Consider the following 17,665-nt stretch of genomic DNA (forward strand, 5'->3'; position numbering starts at 1 on the left):
TTTATTAACACTTTATTATCAATTGGTTAGGATAAATAACACGATAAACAGGTAAGGAAATCGGTTCCAATAGAATTGCAAAGACGAACTAACGCTTTGTTAGGCAATGGTTTTTTAGGAAAATTGACGGGTAAAAAGAGGATCGGGCAGAGGATGAGCAGTGCGGCGGCCTCGATTCAGCCGCCGGCAGGCAGAAAAGATCAGTCGAGCGTCGGATTCATATGGCGCAGATCGTAAGGCGTGATCTGGTAGACGTAATAGTTGAGCCAATTGGAAAACAGCAGGTGGCCATGGCTGCGCCAGGTGGCTTTCGGTGTCAGTGCGGGGTTGTCATCGGGGAAATAGTTGAGCGGTACGGCAGGATCGAGGCCAGCTTCGTTGTCGCGACAATACTCTCCTGCCAGGGTCAACGTATCGTATTCCGGATGGCCGGTGACGAACGCCAGGCGCTTATCCCTGCTGGCGAACAGGTAGGCTCCGGCCTGTTCGGATTCGGCCAAGATGTCCAGGTCGGTATATTGGCGAATCACCTCGGTCGGGAAATCGGCATAGCGCGAATGCGGCGCCAGGAAGCTTTCGTCGAAGCCGCGCGTCAGCAACGCATGCTGCTGCAGCGTTTGGTGCGGATAAACCCCGGAGAGCTTCACTTCACGCGTCATCTTGGGAATGCCGTACAGAATATTCAACGCCGCCTGTACCGCCCAGCACACGAACAGCGTGGAGGTAACATGGTTTTTGGCCCAGTCAATGACCCGTTCGATCTGCGGCCAGTAGGCAACATCGCAAAAATCAACCAGCCCCAGCGGCGCGCCGGTGACGATCAGGCCATCGAAGTTCTCATTCTGGATATCCTCGAAGTCGCAGTAGAAGTTGTTCAGATGCTCGGCCGGCGTGTTCTTCGATTCGCGGCTGTCGATGCGCAGCAGCTGGATATCAATCTGCAGCGGCGAGTTGGACAACAGACGCAGAAACTGGTTTTCCGTTTCGATCTTCTTTGGCATCAGGTTGAGGATCAGCACTTTCAGCGGCCTGATTTCCTGTGTTTTTGCCCGCGAGGATGTCATCACGAAGACATTCTCACCGCGCAAGAAATTGACCGCAGGTAACTCATCAGGAACACGAATCGGCATTGCTTAATCCTCACACATCCATTTATACGTTTAGACTTCTAGATGCCCGAAGATAGCGTTTTTTTCCGTCGCTGTCGAGCATTCAGCGGAAAGGTGAAAATGTTTCATTGCGCGAACTGCGTCAGGATCTTTGGCAGGGAGGATGAGAGGTACTGAAAGCAAAAAGGCCATCCTTTCGGATGGCCTCTTGGCTTATTTGGTGCTTGGCAGTGTCCTACAGTATTCGTCTCATCCTGAGACTCTCCCCTGCGGGGCCGCCGCAAGCGGCGTTAAGGCCCGTTCCCGACGGGCCTTTCGCATGCCCATGCTCGAGCAGAACACCAAATAACAGACAAAACAAAAAGCCCCATGCTTTCGCATGAGGCTTGTTGTTTTATTTGATGCTTGGCAGTGTCCTACTCTCGCATGGGGAGACCCCACACTACCATCGGCGCTACGGCGTTTCACTTCTGAGTTCGGCATGGGGTCAGGTGGGACCACCGCGTTGCAATTTGATGCCTGGCAGTGTCCTACTCTCGCATGGGGAGACCCCACACTACCATCGGCGCTACGGCGTTTCACTTCTGAGTTCGGCATGGGGTCAGGTGGGACCACCGCGCTATTGCCGCCAGGCAAATTCTGTTTCATTCCAACCGCCTCACTCCCGTGAAGCCATCAGAACCAATCTCGGAACTTCGCTGAAAATCTCTCTAAAAACACCTTCGGTGTTGTAAGGTTAAGCCTCACGGATCATTAGTACTGGTTAGCTCAATGCATCGCTGCACTTACACACCCAGCCTATCAACGTCTTAGTCTTAAACGTTCCTTCAGGGGCCTTAAAGGCCCAGGGAAGACTCATCTTGAGGCAAGTTTCGCGCTTAGATGCTTTCAGCGCTTATCTTTTCCGCACTTAGCTACCGGGCAATGCCATTGGCATGACAACCCGAACACCAGTGGTGCGTTCACTCCGGTCCTCTCGTACTAGGAGCAACCCCTCTCAATCTTCCAACGCCCACGGCAGATAGGGACCGAACTGTCTCACGACGTTCTAAACCCAGCTCGCGTACCACTTTAAATGGCGAACAGCCATACCCTTGGGACCTACTTCAGCCCCAGGATGTGATGAGCCGACATCGAGGTGCCAAACACCGCCGTCGATATGAACTCTTGGGCGGTATCAGCCTGTTATCCCCGGAGTACCTTTTATCCGTTGAGCGATGGCCCTTCCATTCAGAACCACCGGATCACTAAGACCTACTTTCGTACCTGCTCGAGCCGTCACTCTCGCAGTCAAGCTAGCTTATGCCTTTGCACTAACCTCACGATGTCCGACCGTGATTAGCTAACCTTCGTGCTCCTCCGTTACTCTTTGGGAGGAGACCGCCCCAGTCAAACTACCCACCAGACACTGTCCTCACCCCAGATTATGGGGCCGAGTTAGAACATCAAACATTAAAGGGTGGTATTTCAAGGATGGCTCCACGCAGACTGGCGTCCACGCTTCAAAGCCTCCCACCTATCCTACACATCAAGGCTCAATGTTCAGTGTCAAGCTATAGTAAAGGTTCACGGGGTCTTTCCGTCTTGCCGCGGGTACACTGCATCTTCACAGCGAGTTCAATTTCACTGAGTCTCGGGTGGAGACAGCCTGGCCATCATTACGCCATTCGTGCAGGTCGGAACTTACCCGACAAGGAATTTCGCTACCTTAGGACCGTTATAGTTACGGCCGCCGTTTACTGGGGCTTCGATCAAGAGCTTCGCCTTGCGGCTGACCCCATCAATTAACCTTCCAGCACCGGGCAGGCGTCACACCGTATACGTCCACTTTCGTGTTTGCACAGTGCTGTGTTTTTATTAAACAGTTGCAGCCAGCTGGTATCTTCGACTGGCTTCAGCTCCATCCGCGAGGGACTTCACCTACATGCCAGCGTGCCTTCTCCCGAAGTTACGGCACCATTTTGCCTAGTTCCTTCACCCGAGTTCTCTCAAGCGCCTTGGTATTCTCTACCTGACCACCTGTGTCGGTTTGGGGTACGATTTAATGTTACCTGATGCTTAGAGGATTTTCCTGGAAGCAGGGCATCAACTACTTCTGCACCGTAGTGCATCGTCATCACGCCTCAGGGTTAATATGCAACCGGATTTACCAGGTCACACCCCCTACACGCTTAAACCGGGACAACCGTCGCCCGGCTAGCCTAGCCTTCTCCGTCCCCCCTTCGCAGTAACACCAAGTACAGGAATATTAACCTGTTTCCCATCGACTACGCTTTTCAGCCTCGCCTTAGGGGTCGACTCACCCTGCCCCGATTAACGTTGGACAGGAACCCTTGGTCTTCCGGCGAGCGGGCTTTTCACCCGCTTTATCGTTACTTATGTCAGCATTCGCACTTCTGATACCTCCAGCAACCCTCACAGGCCACCTTCAACGGCTTACAGAACGCTCCCCTACCCAACAACGCCTAAGCGTCGCTGCCGCAGCTTCGGTGCATGGTTTAGCCCCGTTACATCTTCCGCGCAGGCCGACTCGACCAGTGAGCTATTACGCTTTCTTTAAATGATGGCTGCTTCTAAGCCAACATCCTGGCTGTCTATGCCTTCCCACATCGTTTCCCACTTAACCATGACTTTGGGACCTTAGCTGGCGGTCTGGGTTGTTTCCCTCTTCACGACGGACGTTAGCACCCGCCGTGTGTCTCCCGTGATAACATTCTTCGGTATTCGGAGTTTGCATCGGTTTGGTAAGCCGGGATGGCCCCCTAGCCGAAACAGTGCTCTACCCCCGAAGATGAGTTCACGAGGCGCTACCTAAATAGCTTTCGGGGAGAACCAGCTATCTCCCGGTTTGATTGGCCTTTCACCCCCAGCCACAAGTCATCCGCTAATTTTTCAACATTAGTCGGTTCGGTCCTCCAGTTAGTGTTACCCAACCTTCAACCTGCCCATGGCTAGATCACCGGGTTTCGGGTCTATACCTTGCAACTATTCGCCCAGTTAAGACTCGGTTTCCCTACGGCTCCCCTATACGGTTAACCTTGCTACAAAATATAAGTCGCTGACCCATTATACAAAAGGTACGCAGTCACACCACGAAGGTGCTCCCACTGCTTGTACGTACACGGTTTCAGGTTCTATTTCACTCCCCTCGCCGGGGTTCTTTTCGCCTTTCCCTCACGGTACTGGTTCACTATCGGTCAGTCAGGAGTATTTAGCCTTGGAGGATGGTCCCCCCATATTCAGACAGGATGTCACGTGTCCCGCCCTACTCATCGAACTCACGACCTGTGCATTTTAGTGTACGGGGCTATCACCCTTTGCTGCGCGACTTTCCAGACGCTTCCACTAACACACAAGCCGATTCAGGTTCTGGGCTCCTCCCCGTTCGCTCGCCGCTACTGGGGGAATCTCGGTTGATTTCTTTTCCTCGGGGTACTTAGATGTTTCAGTTCCCCCGGTTCGCCTCATGCCACTATGTATTCATGACATGATAGTGTGTCGAAACACACTGGGTTTCCCCATTCGGGTATCGCCGGTTATAACGGTTCATATCACCTTACCGACGCTTTTCGCAGATTAGCACGCCCTTCATCGCCTCTGACTGCCTAGGCATCCACCGTGTACGCTTAGTCACTTAACCTCACAACCCGAAGATGTTTCCATCGTTCGTGCTGCAAACATTTGAGAGACTCTATGACAGGTTACTCTTCATCCCAGTACATCTACGGAGGGATAAATTTCAGCCGTCATGTTTCAATTTTCAGCTTGTTCCAGATTGTTAAAGAGCAATATCTTAAACATGACTCGCAAGTCATCTTTAAGATTTTTTCGGTTATCGCTAACCGGTGATAATGTCTTTCACTCATTATCGGAATGGCGTCCCCAAGGGGATTCGAACCCCTGTTACAGCCGTGAAAGGGCAGTGTCCTAGGCCTCTAGACGATGGGGACCCGAAATTGGCTTATCGAATCACCGATTCGATAATTTCGGGTAAAGGTGAGATTTTTCGTGAAAAATCGAGCGCCATTGTCGTTTGTCACTGCACTGGACAGTCACAAATCTCCCGGCACTTACCTATACCACAAGGTTTTGTTTGCTCATTACTTTTTCATCAGACAATCTGTGTGAGCACGCCACTCGAAGCAATATCTTTAGGTAAGGAGGTGATCCAACCGCAGGTTCCCCTACGGTTACCTTGTTACGACTTCACCCCAGTCATGAATCACAAAGTGGTAAGCGCCCTCCCGAAGGTTAAGCTACCTACTTCTTTTGCAACCCACTCCCATGGTGTGACGGGCGGTGTGTACAAGGCCCGGGAACGTATTCACCGTAGCATTCTGATCTACGATTACTAGCGATTCCGACTTCATGGAGTCGAGTTGCAGACTCCAATCCGGACTACGACATACTTTATGAGGTCCGCTTGCTCTCGCGAGGTCGCTTCTCTTTGTATATGCCATTGTAGCACGTGTGTAGCCCTACTCGTAAGGGCCATGATGACTTGACGTCATCCCCACCTTCCTCCAGTTTATCACTGGCAGTCTCCTTTGAGTTCCCGGCCGAACCGCTGGCAACAAAGGATAAGGGTTGCGCTCGTTGCGGGACTTAACCCAACATTTCACAACACGAGCTGACGACAGCCATGCAGCACCTGTCTCAGAGTTCCCGAAGGCACCAAAGCATCTCTGCTAAGTTCTCTGGATGTCAAGAGTAGGTAAGGTTCTTCGCGTTGCATCGAATTAAACCACATGCTCCACCGCTTGTGCGGGCCCCCGTCAATTCATTTGAGTTTTAACCTTGCGGCCGTACTCCCCAGGCGGTCGATTTAACGCGTTAGCTCCGGAAGCCACGCCTCAAGGGCACAACCTCCAAATCGACATCGTTTACAGCGTGGACTACCAGGGTATCTAATCCTGTTTGCTCCCCACGCTTTCGCACCTGAGCGTCAGTCTTCGTCCAGGGGGCCGCCTTCGCCACCGGTATTCCTCCAGATCTCTACGCATTTCACCGCTACACCTGGAATTCTACCCCCCTCTACGAGACTCTAGCTTGCCAGTTTCAAATGCAGTTCCCAGGTTGAGCCCGGGGATTTCACATCTGACTTAACAAACCGCCTGCGTGCGCTTTACGCCCAGTAATTCCGATTAACGCTTGCACCCTCCGTATTACCGCGGCTGCTGGCACGGAGTTAGCCGGTGCTTCTTCTGCGAGTAACGTCAATTGATGAACGTATTAAGTTCACCACCTTCCTCCTCGCTGAAAGTGCTTTACAACCCGAAGGCCTTCTTCACACACGCGGCATGGCTGCATCAGGCTTGCGCCCATTGTGCAATATTCCCCACTGCTGCCTCCCGTAGGAGTCTGGACCGTGTCTCAGTTCCAGTGTGGCTGGTCATCCTCTCAGACCAGCTAGGGATCGTCGCCTAGGTGAGCCATTACCCCACCTACTAGCTAATCCCATCTGGGCACATCTGATGGCAAGAGGCCCGAAGGTCCCCCTCTTTGGTCTTGCGACGTTATGCGGTATTAGCTACCGTTTCCAGTAGTTATCCCCCTCCATCAGGCAGTTTCCCAGACATTACTCACCCGTCCGCCGCTCGTCACCCAGGGAGCAAGCTCCCCTGTGCTACCGCTCGACTTGCATGTGTTAAGCCTGCCGCCAGCGTTCAATCTGAGCCATGATCAAACTCTTCAATTAAAAGCTTGATTTGCTTCCACTCGAGAAGCGATGCTCAAAGATTTACTGCATGAATTTTACTTCAGTTAGTCACTCTTCAAGACTTGATATTTTTTTGCATCCGAAGATGCTGGATATCGTCTTGTGGAGTGCCCACACAGATTGTCTGATAAATTGTTAAAGAGCAGTGAGTTAGGCGCTTTCGCTTGCTAACTCGAGGTGGCGTATATTACGCTTTCCTCTTTCAGAGTCAACCCTAATTTTCAGGATTTTTTCTCTTTCTTCCCGGCCGCTGTGTGAAGTGAATCACTTGCGCCGTGTCGATGGAGGCGCATTATAGGGATCCGAGTTTTTTGCACAACCCCTTTTTTGATCTTTTCTTTCTGTTTGCACACTTTTCAGCCCTTCCGGGTGGATCTTGTGCGATCAGGGCCATTTTCCGCAGGATCCGGCGCTGAGATTGGTTGTAATTCCATCGTCAGAGTCTAGTATTGCCGGTAAATATGATCCCGAGGTGAGGCAGCACTATGTCCGATGCAGTACGTTCTTATCTTCAATACACCCCTAAACTCGGTCAGCGCGTCCTGATCGATCCTTCCAGCGTCGTCATCGGCGACGTCGATCTGGCGGATGACGTCAGTATCTGGCCGCTGGTCGCCATCCGCGGCGACGTCAATGCGGTAAAGATCGGCGCACGCAGCAATATTCAGGACGGCAGCGTACTGCACGTGACTCATCGCTCCGAACATAACCCTGACGGTTATCCCCTGCTGATTGGAGAAGACGTGACCGTGGGCCATAAAGCGATGCTGCACGGCTGCGCCATCGGCAACCGAGTGCTGGTCGGTATGGGATCAATCCTGTTGGACGGTGCAGTAATAGAAGACGACGTGATGATTGGCGCCGGCAGTTTAGTGGCGCCGGGCAAACGTCTGGCCAGCGGCTATCTCTATATGGGTAGCCCGGCACGCCAGATTCGGCCGTTAACCGCCGCCGAGTTGGAAGGGTTGCTTTATTCTTCGAACAACTATGTACGCTGGAAAGATGAATACCTGTCGGAAGACATCTGACAGCCCCCCGTTCCCTATAAAGAGAACGGGCGGGATTTATGCCGCCAGTTCGCTGCGCAGCTGGCGCAATACCGGCTCGATCTCTGGCATTACGCCGTGCCAAAGCAGGAAGGCATGCGCCGCCTGCCCCACCAGCATACCCAGCCCATCGGCATATTCCGTTGCCCCCTGCTTCTGCGCCCAGGCTAGAAACGGCGTGACGCCCTGCTGATAAAACATGTCATAGCAACGGGTTTGCGCGTTAACTACGCCCGCAGGCAACGCCGGGACCTCCCCGCTGATGCCGGACGCCGTCGCATTGATCACCAGATCGAACGCTTGCTGATCACATTGATCCATCGGCGCCGCCGAGATCTCCCCCAGATGCCGGAAAGCGTCGGCCAACTCTTGGGCCCGGCTGAAGGTACGGTTGGTGATTGTTAACCAGCAGCCGAAAGACAGCAGCGGCAGGATCACACCGCGCGCCGCACCGCCGGCGCCCACCAGCAGAATGCGATCCTGCGGCCGGATCAATTGCTGACGCTGCAGATCGGTCAGCAAACCGATGCCGTCGGTGTTATCCCCCAATAGATCGCCATTCGGCAACACCTTCAGAGTATTGACCGCACCAGCCATCGCTGCGCGCTCGCTCAGCTCAGAAGCGGCCGAATAAGCTCGCTCCTTGAAAGGCACCGTGACGTTCGCCCCCAGCCCTCCGGCATGAATAAACGCCTGCAGGCTGGTTTCAAAACCGTCCAGCGGCGCCAGCACTGTTCCATAAGGATGCTCAATGCCGGTCTGGGCAGCAAACAGCGCATGAATTCGCGGCGACTTGCTGTGGCCGATAGGGTTGCCAAATACCGCAAACTTCTCCATGCCTATTACCTCTAGCCCTGACGGATCTGTTCGCCGGTCAGAACATCTCTGATTTCGGAAGGATTAAGACGGCCGCCCACCTCGCCGGCCAATACTGGGAAAGCTTCGCCGAATTGCCGCGTGACCTCATCCGCACTGCGGCACGGCTCCAGCCCGCTGAGATTGGCGCTGGTCGACACCAGCGGCTTGCCGTACTGCCGGCACAGCAGCTGCACCAACGGATGATCGCTGACGCGCACCGCCAGCGAGCTGAAACGCCCGGTCAACAAACGCGGCGTCTCCGGGCGAGCAGGCAACACCCAGGTTACCGGCCCAGGCCAGCTGGCAAACATCGTCATGCGCTGCTGTTCGCTGAGCGCACTGTCGTCGATATAAGGTTTAAGCTGCGCATAGTCGGCGGCGATCAGGATCAGCCCCTTTTCCCACGGCCGCTGTTTCAGCGCCAGCAATGCATTGACCGCCTGTTCGCTGTCGGGATCGCAACCCAGGCCGAATACGGCTTCGGTAGGATAGGCAATCACCTGCTGTTGATGCAAAGCATCGATGATAGATAAAAGGTTCGGGCTTAATTCTGAGTTCATGATGTGATTATTCTGTAGTCGCGACGGGTTTTCCGCACAGCTTGCTGGCGCAGCACAGGACGGGCCCTTTTGCCGTGCGCTTTTCCATCAGCAGCGGATAATGGCAATAGGCGCATTCACCGGCGACAGGTTTAACATTGAGGGCGAACTGGCATTCCGGGTAACGATCGCAGGAATGAAAAACCTTGCCGTAACGCGACTTGCGCTGCAGCAGTTTGCCTTGGCCGCACTGCGGACAGGTAATGGCGGTTTCATCAGGCTTATCGATCACTTCAGTGTGATCGCATTGCGGATAATCGCTGCATCCGATAAACATGCCATAGCGCCCCTGGCGCAGCACCAACGTCGCCTGACACTTCGGGCACGGTTGCCCATCCAACACTTTGACGATATGCCCATCGGCCTGCGCTTTCAGCGGGCGAATATATTGGCATTCAGGATACTGGGAACAGCCGAGGAAGGGGCCGTGGCGACCGCTACGGATCACCAGCTCGGCCCCGCATTCCGGGCAGGGTTCATTTTGCCTGGCGGCAAAAATCGCGTTTTTTGTCATAACGTCTTCTATGCGCGTTATCGGCTCAATGCAGATAACCTTCGTTCACTTCAAACAACAGTTCTTCCATTTGCTGATAGGCGCTTTCATATCCGGGGATATTAAACAGCACCATCAACACGACCCATTTCAGATCTTCGAGATCGAATTCCGCATTATCCAAAGCCATAACGCGATCGATAACCATTTCACGGGTTTCGAGGTTCAATACCTGAATCTGTTCCAGGAACAGGAGAAAACCACGGCAGCCGGCGTCCAAACGCGCACCTTCCTCTTCGGTATAGATCCGCATTGCCAGCGGATCGGCATCCATAAAGTAAGGGGCATTTTGACCTTCTTGCAGGTCAGCCAACTTCTCAAGCCAATTCAACGCGTTGTAGATATCATCCCGATGAAACCCCGCCTGAGCGAGATCATCGGTCAGTTGATCCTGATCGACGCGCATCTCTGGTTCATTGTGGATATAAGTTTCAAACAAGTACATGAGTACGTCGAACATGGCTTGCCCTCCTTATTCGGACATAGCCGCCGGGTACAGCTGCGATCCACCCTGCTAACTCCAGTTCGAGTAACTTGATTACCACCACTGGCACAGGTTGGCCGGCACGTTCAGCGACGACGTCAACAGGTGTCACCTCATCTCCTACGTTAGCCAACACATCGGCAAATGGCAATTCAACTTCAGCCTGCGACGCACAAATAGTTGTATTTTCGTTCAGTGACAGCCATTGAAGGCCGCTTCCCAGCAATTCGGCGATATCTTTCGGCCCGGTGACCAGATGCGCACCCTGCTGGATTAACCAATGCGTACCCTCACTCATCGGGTTTCCCAATGGCCCAGGCAAGGCGAACACCTCACGCCCCTGCTCCAACGCATAGCGAGCCGTCACCAAGGTACCGCTGCGCAGCGAAGCCTCTATGACCAGAACGCCCAGGCTGAGCCCGCTGATAATACGGTTACGGCGAGGAAAATGGTCGGCCAGAGGCAAGTCGGTGACTAAATGATCTGAAATCACAGCGCCGCCCTGCTCGACTATCTGCTCCGCGAGCCGGCGGTGCCGGCGCGGATAGATATTGCCCAGCCCGCTACCCAACACCGCAATCGTGCAGCCACCGGCCGCCAGCGCCGCACGATGGCAAATACCGTCGATGCCGATAGCCAGACCGCTGGTGATGGTGAAACCGCAACGCGCCAATTCCTCGGCAAAATGGTTAGCCCAACGTTCGCCGTAGTGGCTGAACTGCCGGCTGCCAACCATGGCGAGCTGCGGGTGCAACAACGCCTGAGGATCGCCCTCGATCAGCAAAAATAGCGGCGCATCGTCGATCTGGGCCAGGCGTTCGGGATAGCCGGCCGCCCCATAGTTCAGCATACGGTGCGCCGGCAGCTCCAACCAACGCAGGCTGGCCGACAGATAACCGGGATCCAACTGGTTGAACTGCGTCTGCTGCCGTTCGTTCAATCCCAGCTCATGCAGCACGCGGCGAGGCTCGCAACCCATTTGCGATAGCTGCTGCACGATCCGGCTGGCCACGACGGTCTGTAGCCCCGTTACCCCTCGCATCCGTAAAGCGATCTCTTCCGGCCGCATCGTCTGTTCCCTCAGCAAAAACGGTGGTATTACCAATCTGAGCAATTGGTGCACAATGCTGTCAATCAGGTCGGGAAATGTCTAGAATAGAGGTTAAACCTCGTTCATTACTCGGATACAGATCTAAAGATATATGTCAGTCTTGCAGGTATTACATTTCCCAGACGAGCGTCTGCGCAAAGTCGCAGCGCCGGTAAAAGAAGTCAATGCAGATATCCAGCGCATCGTGGATGATATGTTTGAAACCATGTACGCAGAGGAAGGCATTGGCTTGGCTGCGACTCAGGTGGATATCCATCAGCGCATTATCGTGATCGACGTCTCCGAGAATCGCGATCAGCGCCTGGTGCTGATCAACCCGGAGCTGCTGGAAAAAAGCGGCGAAACCGGCATCGAGGAAGGCTGTCTTTCCATTCCCGAGCAGCGTGCGTTAGTGCCGCGCGCCGCGCAGGTGAAGATCCGCGCACTGGATCGTGAAGGCAAACCTTTCGAACTGGAAGCGGACGACCTGTTGGCGATCTGCATCCAGCACGAGATGGATCACCTGATGGGCAAACTGTTCGTCGATTACCTGTCGCCGCTCAAGCGTCAGCGCATTCGTCAGAAACTGGAAAAAATGGCCAAGCTTCAAGCCCGCGCCTAACCGATCAGGAAATCAACGTGTCTGACTCTTTACGGATTATTTTCGCCGGAACACCAGACTTCGCAGCGCGTCATCTTGACGCGCTGTTGTCATCTGAGCACCAGATTGTCGGCGTTTTTACCCAGCCCGACCGCCCGGCAGGCCGCGGCAACAAGCTGACGCCCAGCCCGGTCAAAGTGCTGGCCGAGCAGCACCAACTGCCGGTATTTCAGCCCAAATCGCTGCGTCCCGAAGAGAACCAGCGCCTGGTGGCCGATCTCAACGCCGACGTGATGGTGGTAGTGGCCTACGGGCTGATCCTGCCGCAGGCGGTGCTGGATATGCCGCGTCTCGGTTGCATCAACGTACATGGCTCGCTGCTGCCTCGCTGGCGCGGCGCGGCGCCGATCCAGCGTTCGCTCTGGGCCGGTGACAGCGAAACCGGCGTGACCATCATGCAGATGGACGTCGGTCTCGATACCGGTGACATGATGCACAAGATTGCTTGCCCGATTGAGAGCAGCGATACCAGCGCCAGTCTCTACGACAAGCTGGCACAGCTCGGCCCGCAGGGCATGTTGACTACGCTGCACCAAATGGCAGACGGCAGCGCCACCCGCGAAGTTCAGGATGAAGCGCTGGTCACCTACGCCGAGAAACTGAGCAAAGAAGAAGCTCGTCTGGACTGGACACTGTCCGCCGCACAGCTGGAGCGCTGCATCCGCGCCTTCAACCCTTGGCCGGTCAGCTATTTCACCATCGACGATCAACCGGTGAAAGTGTGGCAGGCCAGCGTACTGGCGCAAAGCGCCAACGCGGAGCCAGGCACCGTTGTCCATGCCGACAAGCACGGTATTCAGGTGGCGACTGCCGACGGTATCCTCAACCTGATCCAACTGCAGCCCGCCGGCAAGAAACCGATGTTGGCGCAAGACCTATTAAATTCACGTCGTGAATGGTTTACCCCGGGTAACCGGCTGTAAGTCACCCCACAGCCCGGCCGTTCATCGTCGGGCCGTTATTTTCTTAATGCCGATCGTTATCAGCTTCAGCCTATGAAAAATAATTACAATCTCCGCAGCATCGCTGCCAAAGCCATCGGCCAGGTACTGGATCAAGGGCAGTCGCTAAGCACTGTCCTGCCGGCACTGCAAACCTCCATCAGCGATAAAGACCGCGGGTTGCTGCAGGAACTGTGCTTCGGCACGTTACGTGTACTGCCGCAGCTTGAATGGTGTATTCAACAATTGATGGCCAAGCCGCTGACCGGCAAGCAGCGTACGCTGCACTATTTGCTGATGGTCGGCTTGTATCAGCTGTTGTATACCCGTATCCCGGCGCACGCCGTGCTGGCAGAAACCGTGGAAGGCGCGGTAGCGCTGAAACGCCCGCAGTTGAAAGGCCTGATTAACGGTGTCTTGCGGCAGTTCCAGCGCCAGCAGGAAGAGCTGCTACAGCGCGCGGCCAACAACGACAGCCGCTATCTGCACCCGAGCTGGTTGCTGAAACGCATTCAACAAGCTTATCCCGCCAACTGGGAACAGATCGTCGACGCCAATAACCAGAAGCCACCAATGTGGCTGCGCGTCAACCGCCTGCATCACAGCCGCGAAGCTTACCTGCAGCTGTTGACCGACACCGGCATCGCCGCGGAGCCTCATGCAGACTATGCCGACGCAGTGCGGTTGCTGGCGCCTTGCGCCGTGGCCGATCTGCCTGGGTTCGCCGACGGCTGGGTCACCGTGCAAGATGCCTCAGCCCAGGGCTGTGTCGATCTGTTGGATCCGCAAGACGGCGAACAGATCCTCGATTTGTGCGCCGCTCCTGGCGGCAAAACCACGCATATTCTGGAAGCGGCGCCGAAAGCGCACGTCATGGCCGTCGATATCGACGAACAGCGTCTGGCACGGGTGAAGGAAAACCTGCAGCGCCTGCGTTTGCACGCAGAAGTTAAGCTGGGCGATGGCCGCACTCCGCAACAATGGTGCGGTGACAAACAGTTCGACCGTATCCTGTTGGACGCGCCTTGTTCCGCTACCGGTGTGATCCGCCGTCACCCCGACATCAAATGGCTGCGCCGCGATCGCGACATCGCCGAACTCGCCGCGCTTCAGGCCGAGATCCTGGAAGCCGTCTGGCCGCATCTGAAATCGGGCGGCGTGATGGTTTACGCCACCTGCTCTATCCTGCCGGATGAAAACAGCAGCCAGATCGCCGCGTTCTTGCAGCGCCACGCCGATGCCAAGCTGGTTGAAACCGGCGATGCGCAGCGGCCAGGGCGGCAGAATATCCCGCATCCCGAGGACGGCGATGGCTTCTTTTACGCTAAGCTGATTAAAATGTAATTCTTCAGGGCGTGCTCGCGCGCCCTGAGTCTTTCAGTGTGAAGCAGAGAACACGATGAAAATAATTATTCTTGGTGCCGGTCAGGTTGGCGGGACGCTGGCGGAAAACCTGGTGGGTGAAAACAACGACATCACCGTCGTCGATACCGATTCCGGTCGGTTACGTCAGCTGCAGGATAAATTCGATCTTCGGGTGGTTCAGGGACATGGCTCCCATCCTCGGGTGCTGCGCGAAGCCGGCGCAGAAGACGCCGACATGCTAGTCGCCGTCACCAACTCCGACGAAACCAACATGATCGCCTGCCAGATCGCCTATTCTCTGTTTAATACTCCCAACCGTATCGCCCGCATCCGCGCGCCGGAATACATCCGCGAGTCGGAGAAACTGTTCCTGCCGGAAGCGGTGCCAATCGACCATCTGATTTCGCCGGAGCAGCTGGTCATTGACTATATCTACAAGCTGATTGAGTACCCCGGGGCACTGCAGGTGGTTAACTTCGCCGAAGGCAAGGTCAGCATCGCCGCGGTTAAAGCCTATTACGGCGGCCCGCTGGTCGGCAATGCGCTCTCTTCAATGCGCGAACACATGCCGCATATTGACACCCGCGTCGCCGCTATTTTCCGCCAGGATCGGCCGATCCGTCCGCAAGGCTCGACCATTATCGAAGCCGGTGATGAAGTGTTCTTCGTCGCCGCCTCACAGCACATCCGCGCGGTGATGAGCGAACTGCAGCGGCTGGAAAAACCGTATAAGCGCATCATGATCGTCGGCGGCGGCAACGTCGGCGCCGGCCTGGCCGCCAAGCTGGAAAAAGACTACAACGTCAAACTGATCGAGCGGAATCAGCAACGCGCCGCCGAACTCGCCGAACAGCTGCACGATACCATCGTGTTCTACGGCGATGCCTCCGATCAGGAACTGCTGGCCGAAGAGCACGTCGAGCAGGTGGATGTTTTCATCGCCATCACCAACGACGATGAGGCCAACATCATGTCCGCCATGCTGGCTAAGCGCATGGGCGCCAAGAAGGTAATGGTATTGATCCAGCGCCGCGCCTATGTCGATCTGGTGCAGGGCAGCGTGATTGATATCGCCATTTCGCCGCAGCAGGCGACCATCTCCGCCCTGTTGGGGCACGTGCGCAAAGCGGATATCGTCAGCGTTTCGTCGCTGCGCCGCGGCGTGGCGGAAGCGATCGAGGCGATTGCCCACGGCGATGAAAGCACGTCCAAAGTGGTCGGCCGCATCGTCGAAGATATCAAGTTGCCACCGGGGACGACCATCGGTGCGATCGTGCGTGGCGACGACGTGATCATTGCCAACGGCAACAGCAAAATCGAACAGGGCGATCACGTCATCATGTTTATTACCGACAAGAAATTCGTGCCTGACGTTGAACGCTTGTTCCAACCGAGCCCGTTCTTCTTGTAGAACGAATTTATTTGGCTATGGTCTATAATCGCGTGGTTGTTCTCTGCCTTGGGAGGAGATAAAACTTCTCTCCTTTTGTGGCAAAGGGAAATTGCTTTGTTAAACTTGAGTTATTAATTCTGCAAGGGGTGCGTTCTATGAGTATGTTGAAAGAGTTTCGCGAATTTGCCATGCGTGGCAACGTGGTCGATCTGGCCGTCGGTGTGATTATCGGTGCCGCATTCGGCAAGATCGTTTCGTCCTTCGTGGCTGATATCATCATGCCACCGCTGGGCTTACTGATCGGCGGCGTCGACTTTAAACAGTTCCATCTGGTATTACGTGAAGCTCAGGGCGCCGTACCGGCGGTGGTAATGAACTACGGTTCATTCATCCAAACCGTATTCGACTTCGTGATTGTCGCCTTCGCCATCTTCCTGGCGATTAAATTGATGAACAAAATGCGCCGCAAACAAGAAGAAGTGCCCGCAGCGCCGCCGGCACCTACCGCAGAAGAGAAACTGCTGACGGAAATCCGTGATTTGCTGAGCCAGCAACAGCAGCCAAAACTGTAAGACAGCGTTTGGTTATGCCAATAAAAAGCCACCTGATGAAGGTGGCTTTTTTAATACTTAAAACCAGAAGGCCAGTGGTAAATTATCGCTTGATACTTTACCACTGGCCTCCCAGTTACCGCCTTTGTTGTGTTTTTCTTTACGCCGATAGCTGCCTTTACCTTTCACATTCTTTTCTACCCGCTGACGGAATAGAGGATCATGCAGCAGCGCCTCAATGGCGTTATCTTGAATCTGGCCTTTGGTGTGACGATATTTCGTCATGATAATGCTCCTGTAAAATATGAGGGATAAAACGGGGTGATAATACTGCCGGCGATATAAAAATTAAAGTGCCGTCAGCAACCTTTTTTGCCTTTGTCATCGCTGGCGCCCTGTTCCAAAGCTTCCAGGATCGAACAATAATTGCTGGTATGGGCAGTGCCGCAGCAGGCGTCGCTCAGCCGCTTCAACGATTCACGCATACGCGTCAGCTCAGCCAACTTGCTTTCCACTTCGCTCAGGCGCGCATCAACGATCGACTTTGACTCCTGGCAGGTATGATGCTCAGGATCGACGCGGATCGACAGCAGCTCAGCGATCGTTTCCAGAGTAAATCCCAACTGCTTAGCATAGCGAATAAAGCGCAGCCGTTGAAGATCCTGCTCGGTGTAGAGTCGATAACCGCCCTCGGTGCGGACATTGTGATCCATCATGCCCTGCTTTTCATAGTAACGCACGGTATCAGGCGTTACTTCGGCAAGCTTGGCCAACTGACCTATCTTGAACATTACTGCTCCTCTCGGGTGAACTTGCCATCCAGTGCGCATTGATATTCACCATGCAAGAAATCCGTGCTCATCCCAGCCTGACGCAATCGATGTTCCAACAGCAACATGCGCTTGCTGAGATCGACATAGTCTGGGTGCTCACTGTTGATCCCTTGCAGTAAGCGAGCAACGGTTAGCGCCTCTTTGCGATCTTCCAGTTCCGGTGGCAAGTAACCGGCATTTTTCAGCAGACGGTAACCCGCGCGCAGTTCAGCCGGCACCGCACTATCGTCTTCCAGCGCTAATGGTTGTCCCTGGCCGGGCAAATTGTCGAACTCGCCTTTATCTTGGGCATCAAGGATATGACGTTCCGCCCATTGATCGAGCAACCCCATGGCAAACAGCCTCGGTTAGCCTAATGATTAAGCCTTAGCATAGCGGATAGGGGCGAGGATCTTAAGCACAGCGGGGGAATTGCGCACATTTGGCTGGATTTGGACGTAAAAAAACCGGGCAAGCCCGGTTT

Annotated in this window: 15 protein-coding genes, 1 tRNA gene and 4 rRNA genes; 6 read left to right on the plus strand and 14 right to left on the minus strand. The window is 54.7% G+C overall.

What is annotated here, in order from left to right:
• Positions 1 to 200: 200 nt before the first annotated feature.
• The 6 genes from metA to ACSJLU_RS22710 all read right to left on the minus strand — a co-directional run bounded on the left by metA (position 201) and on the right by ACSJLU_RS22710 (position 6,807).
• A complete protein-coding gene (gene metA / locus ACSJLU_RS22685) occupies positions 201 to 1,130 on the minus strand; it encodes a homoserine O-acetyltransferase MetA (protein WP_063988506.1) in 930 nt (309 codons plus the stop codon).
• 382 nt (positions 1,131 to 1,512) lie between these two features.
• Positions 1,513 to 1,622: ribosomal RNA gene (gene rrf, locus ACSJLU_RS22690) — 5S ribosomal RNA — on the minus strand.
• 4 nt (positions 1,623 to 1,626) lie between these two features.
• Positions 1,627 to 1,742: ribosomal RNA gene (gene rrf, locus ACSJLU_RS22695) — 5S ribosomal RNA — on the minus strand.
• Between the two features lie 99 nt (positions 1,743 to 1,841).
• A 23S ribosomal RNA gene (locus tag ACSJLU_RS22700) occupies positions 1,842 to 4,749 on the minus strand.
• A 234-nt stretch (positions 4,750 to 4,983) separates the two neighbouring features.
• A tRNA-Glu gene (locus ACSJLU_RS22705) sits at positions 4,984 to 5,059 on the minus strand.
• Positions 5,060 to 5,265: 206 nt separating this feature from the next.
• Positions 5,266 to 6,807 (minus strand): 16S ribosomal RNA (locus ACSJLU_RS22710).
• The 16S, 23S and 5S rRNA genes sit together here with 1 tRNA gene alongside, the layout of an rRNA operon.
• 506 nt (positions 6,808 to 7,313) lie before the next feature.
• On the opposite strand from ACSJLU_RS22710, the gene ACSJLU_RS22715 reads away from it, so the two are divergent.
• Entirely contained in the window at positions 7,314 to 7,856 is a 543-nt protein-coding gene (locus ACSJLU_RS22715; protein WP_025304486.1) for a gamma carbonic anhydrase family protein, read from the plus strand.
• A 36-nt stretch (positions 7,857 to 7,892) separates the two neighbouring features.
• Here the strand turns inward: ACSJLU_RS22715 and aroE are convergent, their stop codons facing one another.
• The 5 genes from aroE to dprA are packed head-to-tail and all read right to left on the minus strand — an operon-like array spanning position 7,893 to position 11,437.
• On the minus strand, positions 7,893 to 8,711 hold the full coding sequence (gene aroE / locus ACSJLU_RS22720; protein ID WP_089181393.1) for a shikimate dehydrogenase: 819 nt from the start codon (positions 8,709 to 8,711) through the stop codon (positions 7,893 to 7,895).
• An 11-nt stretch (positions 8,712 to 8,722) separates the two neighbouring features.
• Entirely contained in the window at positions 8,723 to 9,292 is a 570-nt protein-coding gene (gene tsaC / locus ACSJLU_RS22725) for an L-threonylcarbamoyladenylate synthase type 1 TsaC (RefSeq protein ID WP_043138821.1), read from the minus strand.
• Between the two features lie 7 nt (positions 9,293 to 9,299).
• The gene (locus tag ACSJLU_RS22730; RefSeq protein ID WP_025304489.1) at positions 9,300 to 9,845 is read right to left on the minus strand and encodes a DNA topoisomerase family protein; all 546 of its coding nucleotides are present in this window, start codon (positions 9,843 to 9,845) and stop codon (positions 9,300 to 9,302) included.
• Positions 9,846 to 9,870: 25 nt separating this feature from the next.
• On the minus strand, positions 9,871 to 10,344 hold the full coding sequence (gene smg / locus ACSJLU_RS22735) for a DUF494 family protein Smg (protein ID WP_025160381.1): 474 nt from the start codon (positions 10,342 to 10,344) through the stop codon (positions 9,871 to 9,873).
• Positions 10,316 to 11,437 (minus strand): DNA-protecting protein DprA, encoded by a 1,122-nt coding sequence (gene dprA / locus ACSJLU_RS22740; RefSeq protein ID WP_043138824.1) that lies wholly within the window; start codon positions 11,435 to 11,437, stop codon positions 10,316 to 10,318. The genes smg and dprA overlap by 29 nt, the downstream gene beginning before the upstream one ends.
• Positions 11,438 to 11,570: 133 nt before the next feature.
• Between dprA and def the strand changes: the two genes are divergently transcribed.
• The 5 genes from def (at position 11,571) to mscL (ending at position 16,390) form a co-directional block, all read left to right on the plus strand.
• A complete protein-coding gene (gene def / locus ACSJLU_RS22745) occupies positions 11,571 to 12,080 on the plus strand; it encodes a peptide deformylase (protein WP_015379260.1) in 510 nt (169 codons plus the stop codon).
• A 17-nt stretch (positions 12,081 to 12,097) separates the two neighbouring features.
• Complete coding sequence (gene fmt / locus ACSJLU_RS22750) at positions 12,098 to 13,042, plus strand: methionyl-tRNA formyltransferase (RefSeq protein WP_025304491.1); 945 nt, start codon at positions 12,098 to 12,100, stop codon at positions 13,040 to 13,042.
• Between the two features lie 72 nt (positions 13,043 to 13,114).
• Complete coding sequence (gene rsmB / locus ACSJLU_RS22755; RefSeq protein ID WP_099817689.1) at positions 13,115 to 14,404, plus strand: 16S rRNA (cytosine(967)-C(5))-methyltransferase RsmB; 1,290 nt, start codon at positions 13,115 to 13,117, stop codon at positions 14,402 to 14,404.
• A gap of 55 nt (positions 14,405 to 14,459) precedes the next feature.
• Complete coding sequence (trkA, locus tag ACSJLU_RS22760) at positions 14,460 to 15,836, plus strand: Trk system potassium transporter TrkA (protein WP_004929716.1); 1,377 nt, start codon at positions 14,460 to 14,462, stop codon at positions 15,834 to 15,836.
• A gap of 137 nt (positions 15,837 to 15,973) precedes the next feature.
• Positions 15,974 to 16,390 (plus strand): large-conductance mechanosensitive channel protein MscL, encoded by a 417-nt coding sequence (mscL, locus tag ACSJLU_RS22765; RefSeq protein WP_049208534.1) that lies wholly within the window; start codon positions 15,974 to 15,976, stop codon positions 16,388 to 16,390.
• A 57-nt stretch (positions 16,391 to 16,447) separates the two neighbouring features.
• Here the strand turns inward: mscL and ACSJLU_RS22770 are convergent, their stop codons facing one another.
• The 3 genes from ACSJLU_RS22770 to ACSJLU_RS22780 all read right to left on the minus strand — a co-directional run bounded on the left by ACSJLU_RS22770 (position 16,448) and on the right by ACSJLU_RS22780 (position 17,534).
• Positions 16,448 to 16,654 carry an alternative ribosome-rescue factor A gene (locus ACSJLU_RS22770; protein WP_025304494.1) on the minus strand — a complete coding sequence of 69 codons (207 nt, stop codon included), beginning with the start codon at positions 16,652 to 16,654 and terminating at the stop codon, positions 16,448 to 16,450.
• Between the two features lie 74 nt (positions 16,655 to 16,728).
• Positions 16,729 to 17,160: a Zn(2+)-responsive transcriptional regulator gene (gene zntR / locus ACSJLU_RS22775; RefSeq protein ID WP_016930321.1), complete on the minus strand. Its 432-nt coding sequence runs from the start codon at positions 17,158 to 17,160 to the stop codon at positions 16,729 to 16,731.
• Positions 17,160 to 17,534 carry a DUF1992 domain-containing protein gene (locus tag ACSJLU_RS22780; protein WP_049208531.1) on the minus strand — a complete coding sequence of 125 codons (375 nt, stop codon included), beginning with the start codon at positions 17,532 to 17,534 and terminating at the stop codon, positions 17,160 to 17,162. The genes zntR and ACSJLU_RS22780 overlap by 1 nt, the downstream gene beginning before the upstream one ends.
• Positions 17,535 to 17,665 lie beyond the last annotated feature (131 nt).

The organism is Serratia bockelmannii, assembly GCF_051803255.1.
GTDB lineage: Bacteria > Pseudomonadota > Gammaproteobacteria > Enterobacterales > Enterobacteriaceae > Serratia > Serratia bockelmannii.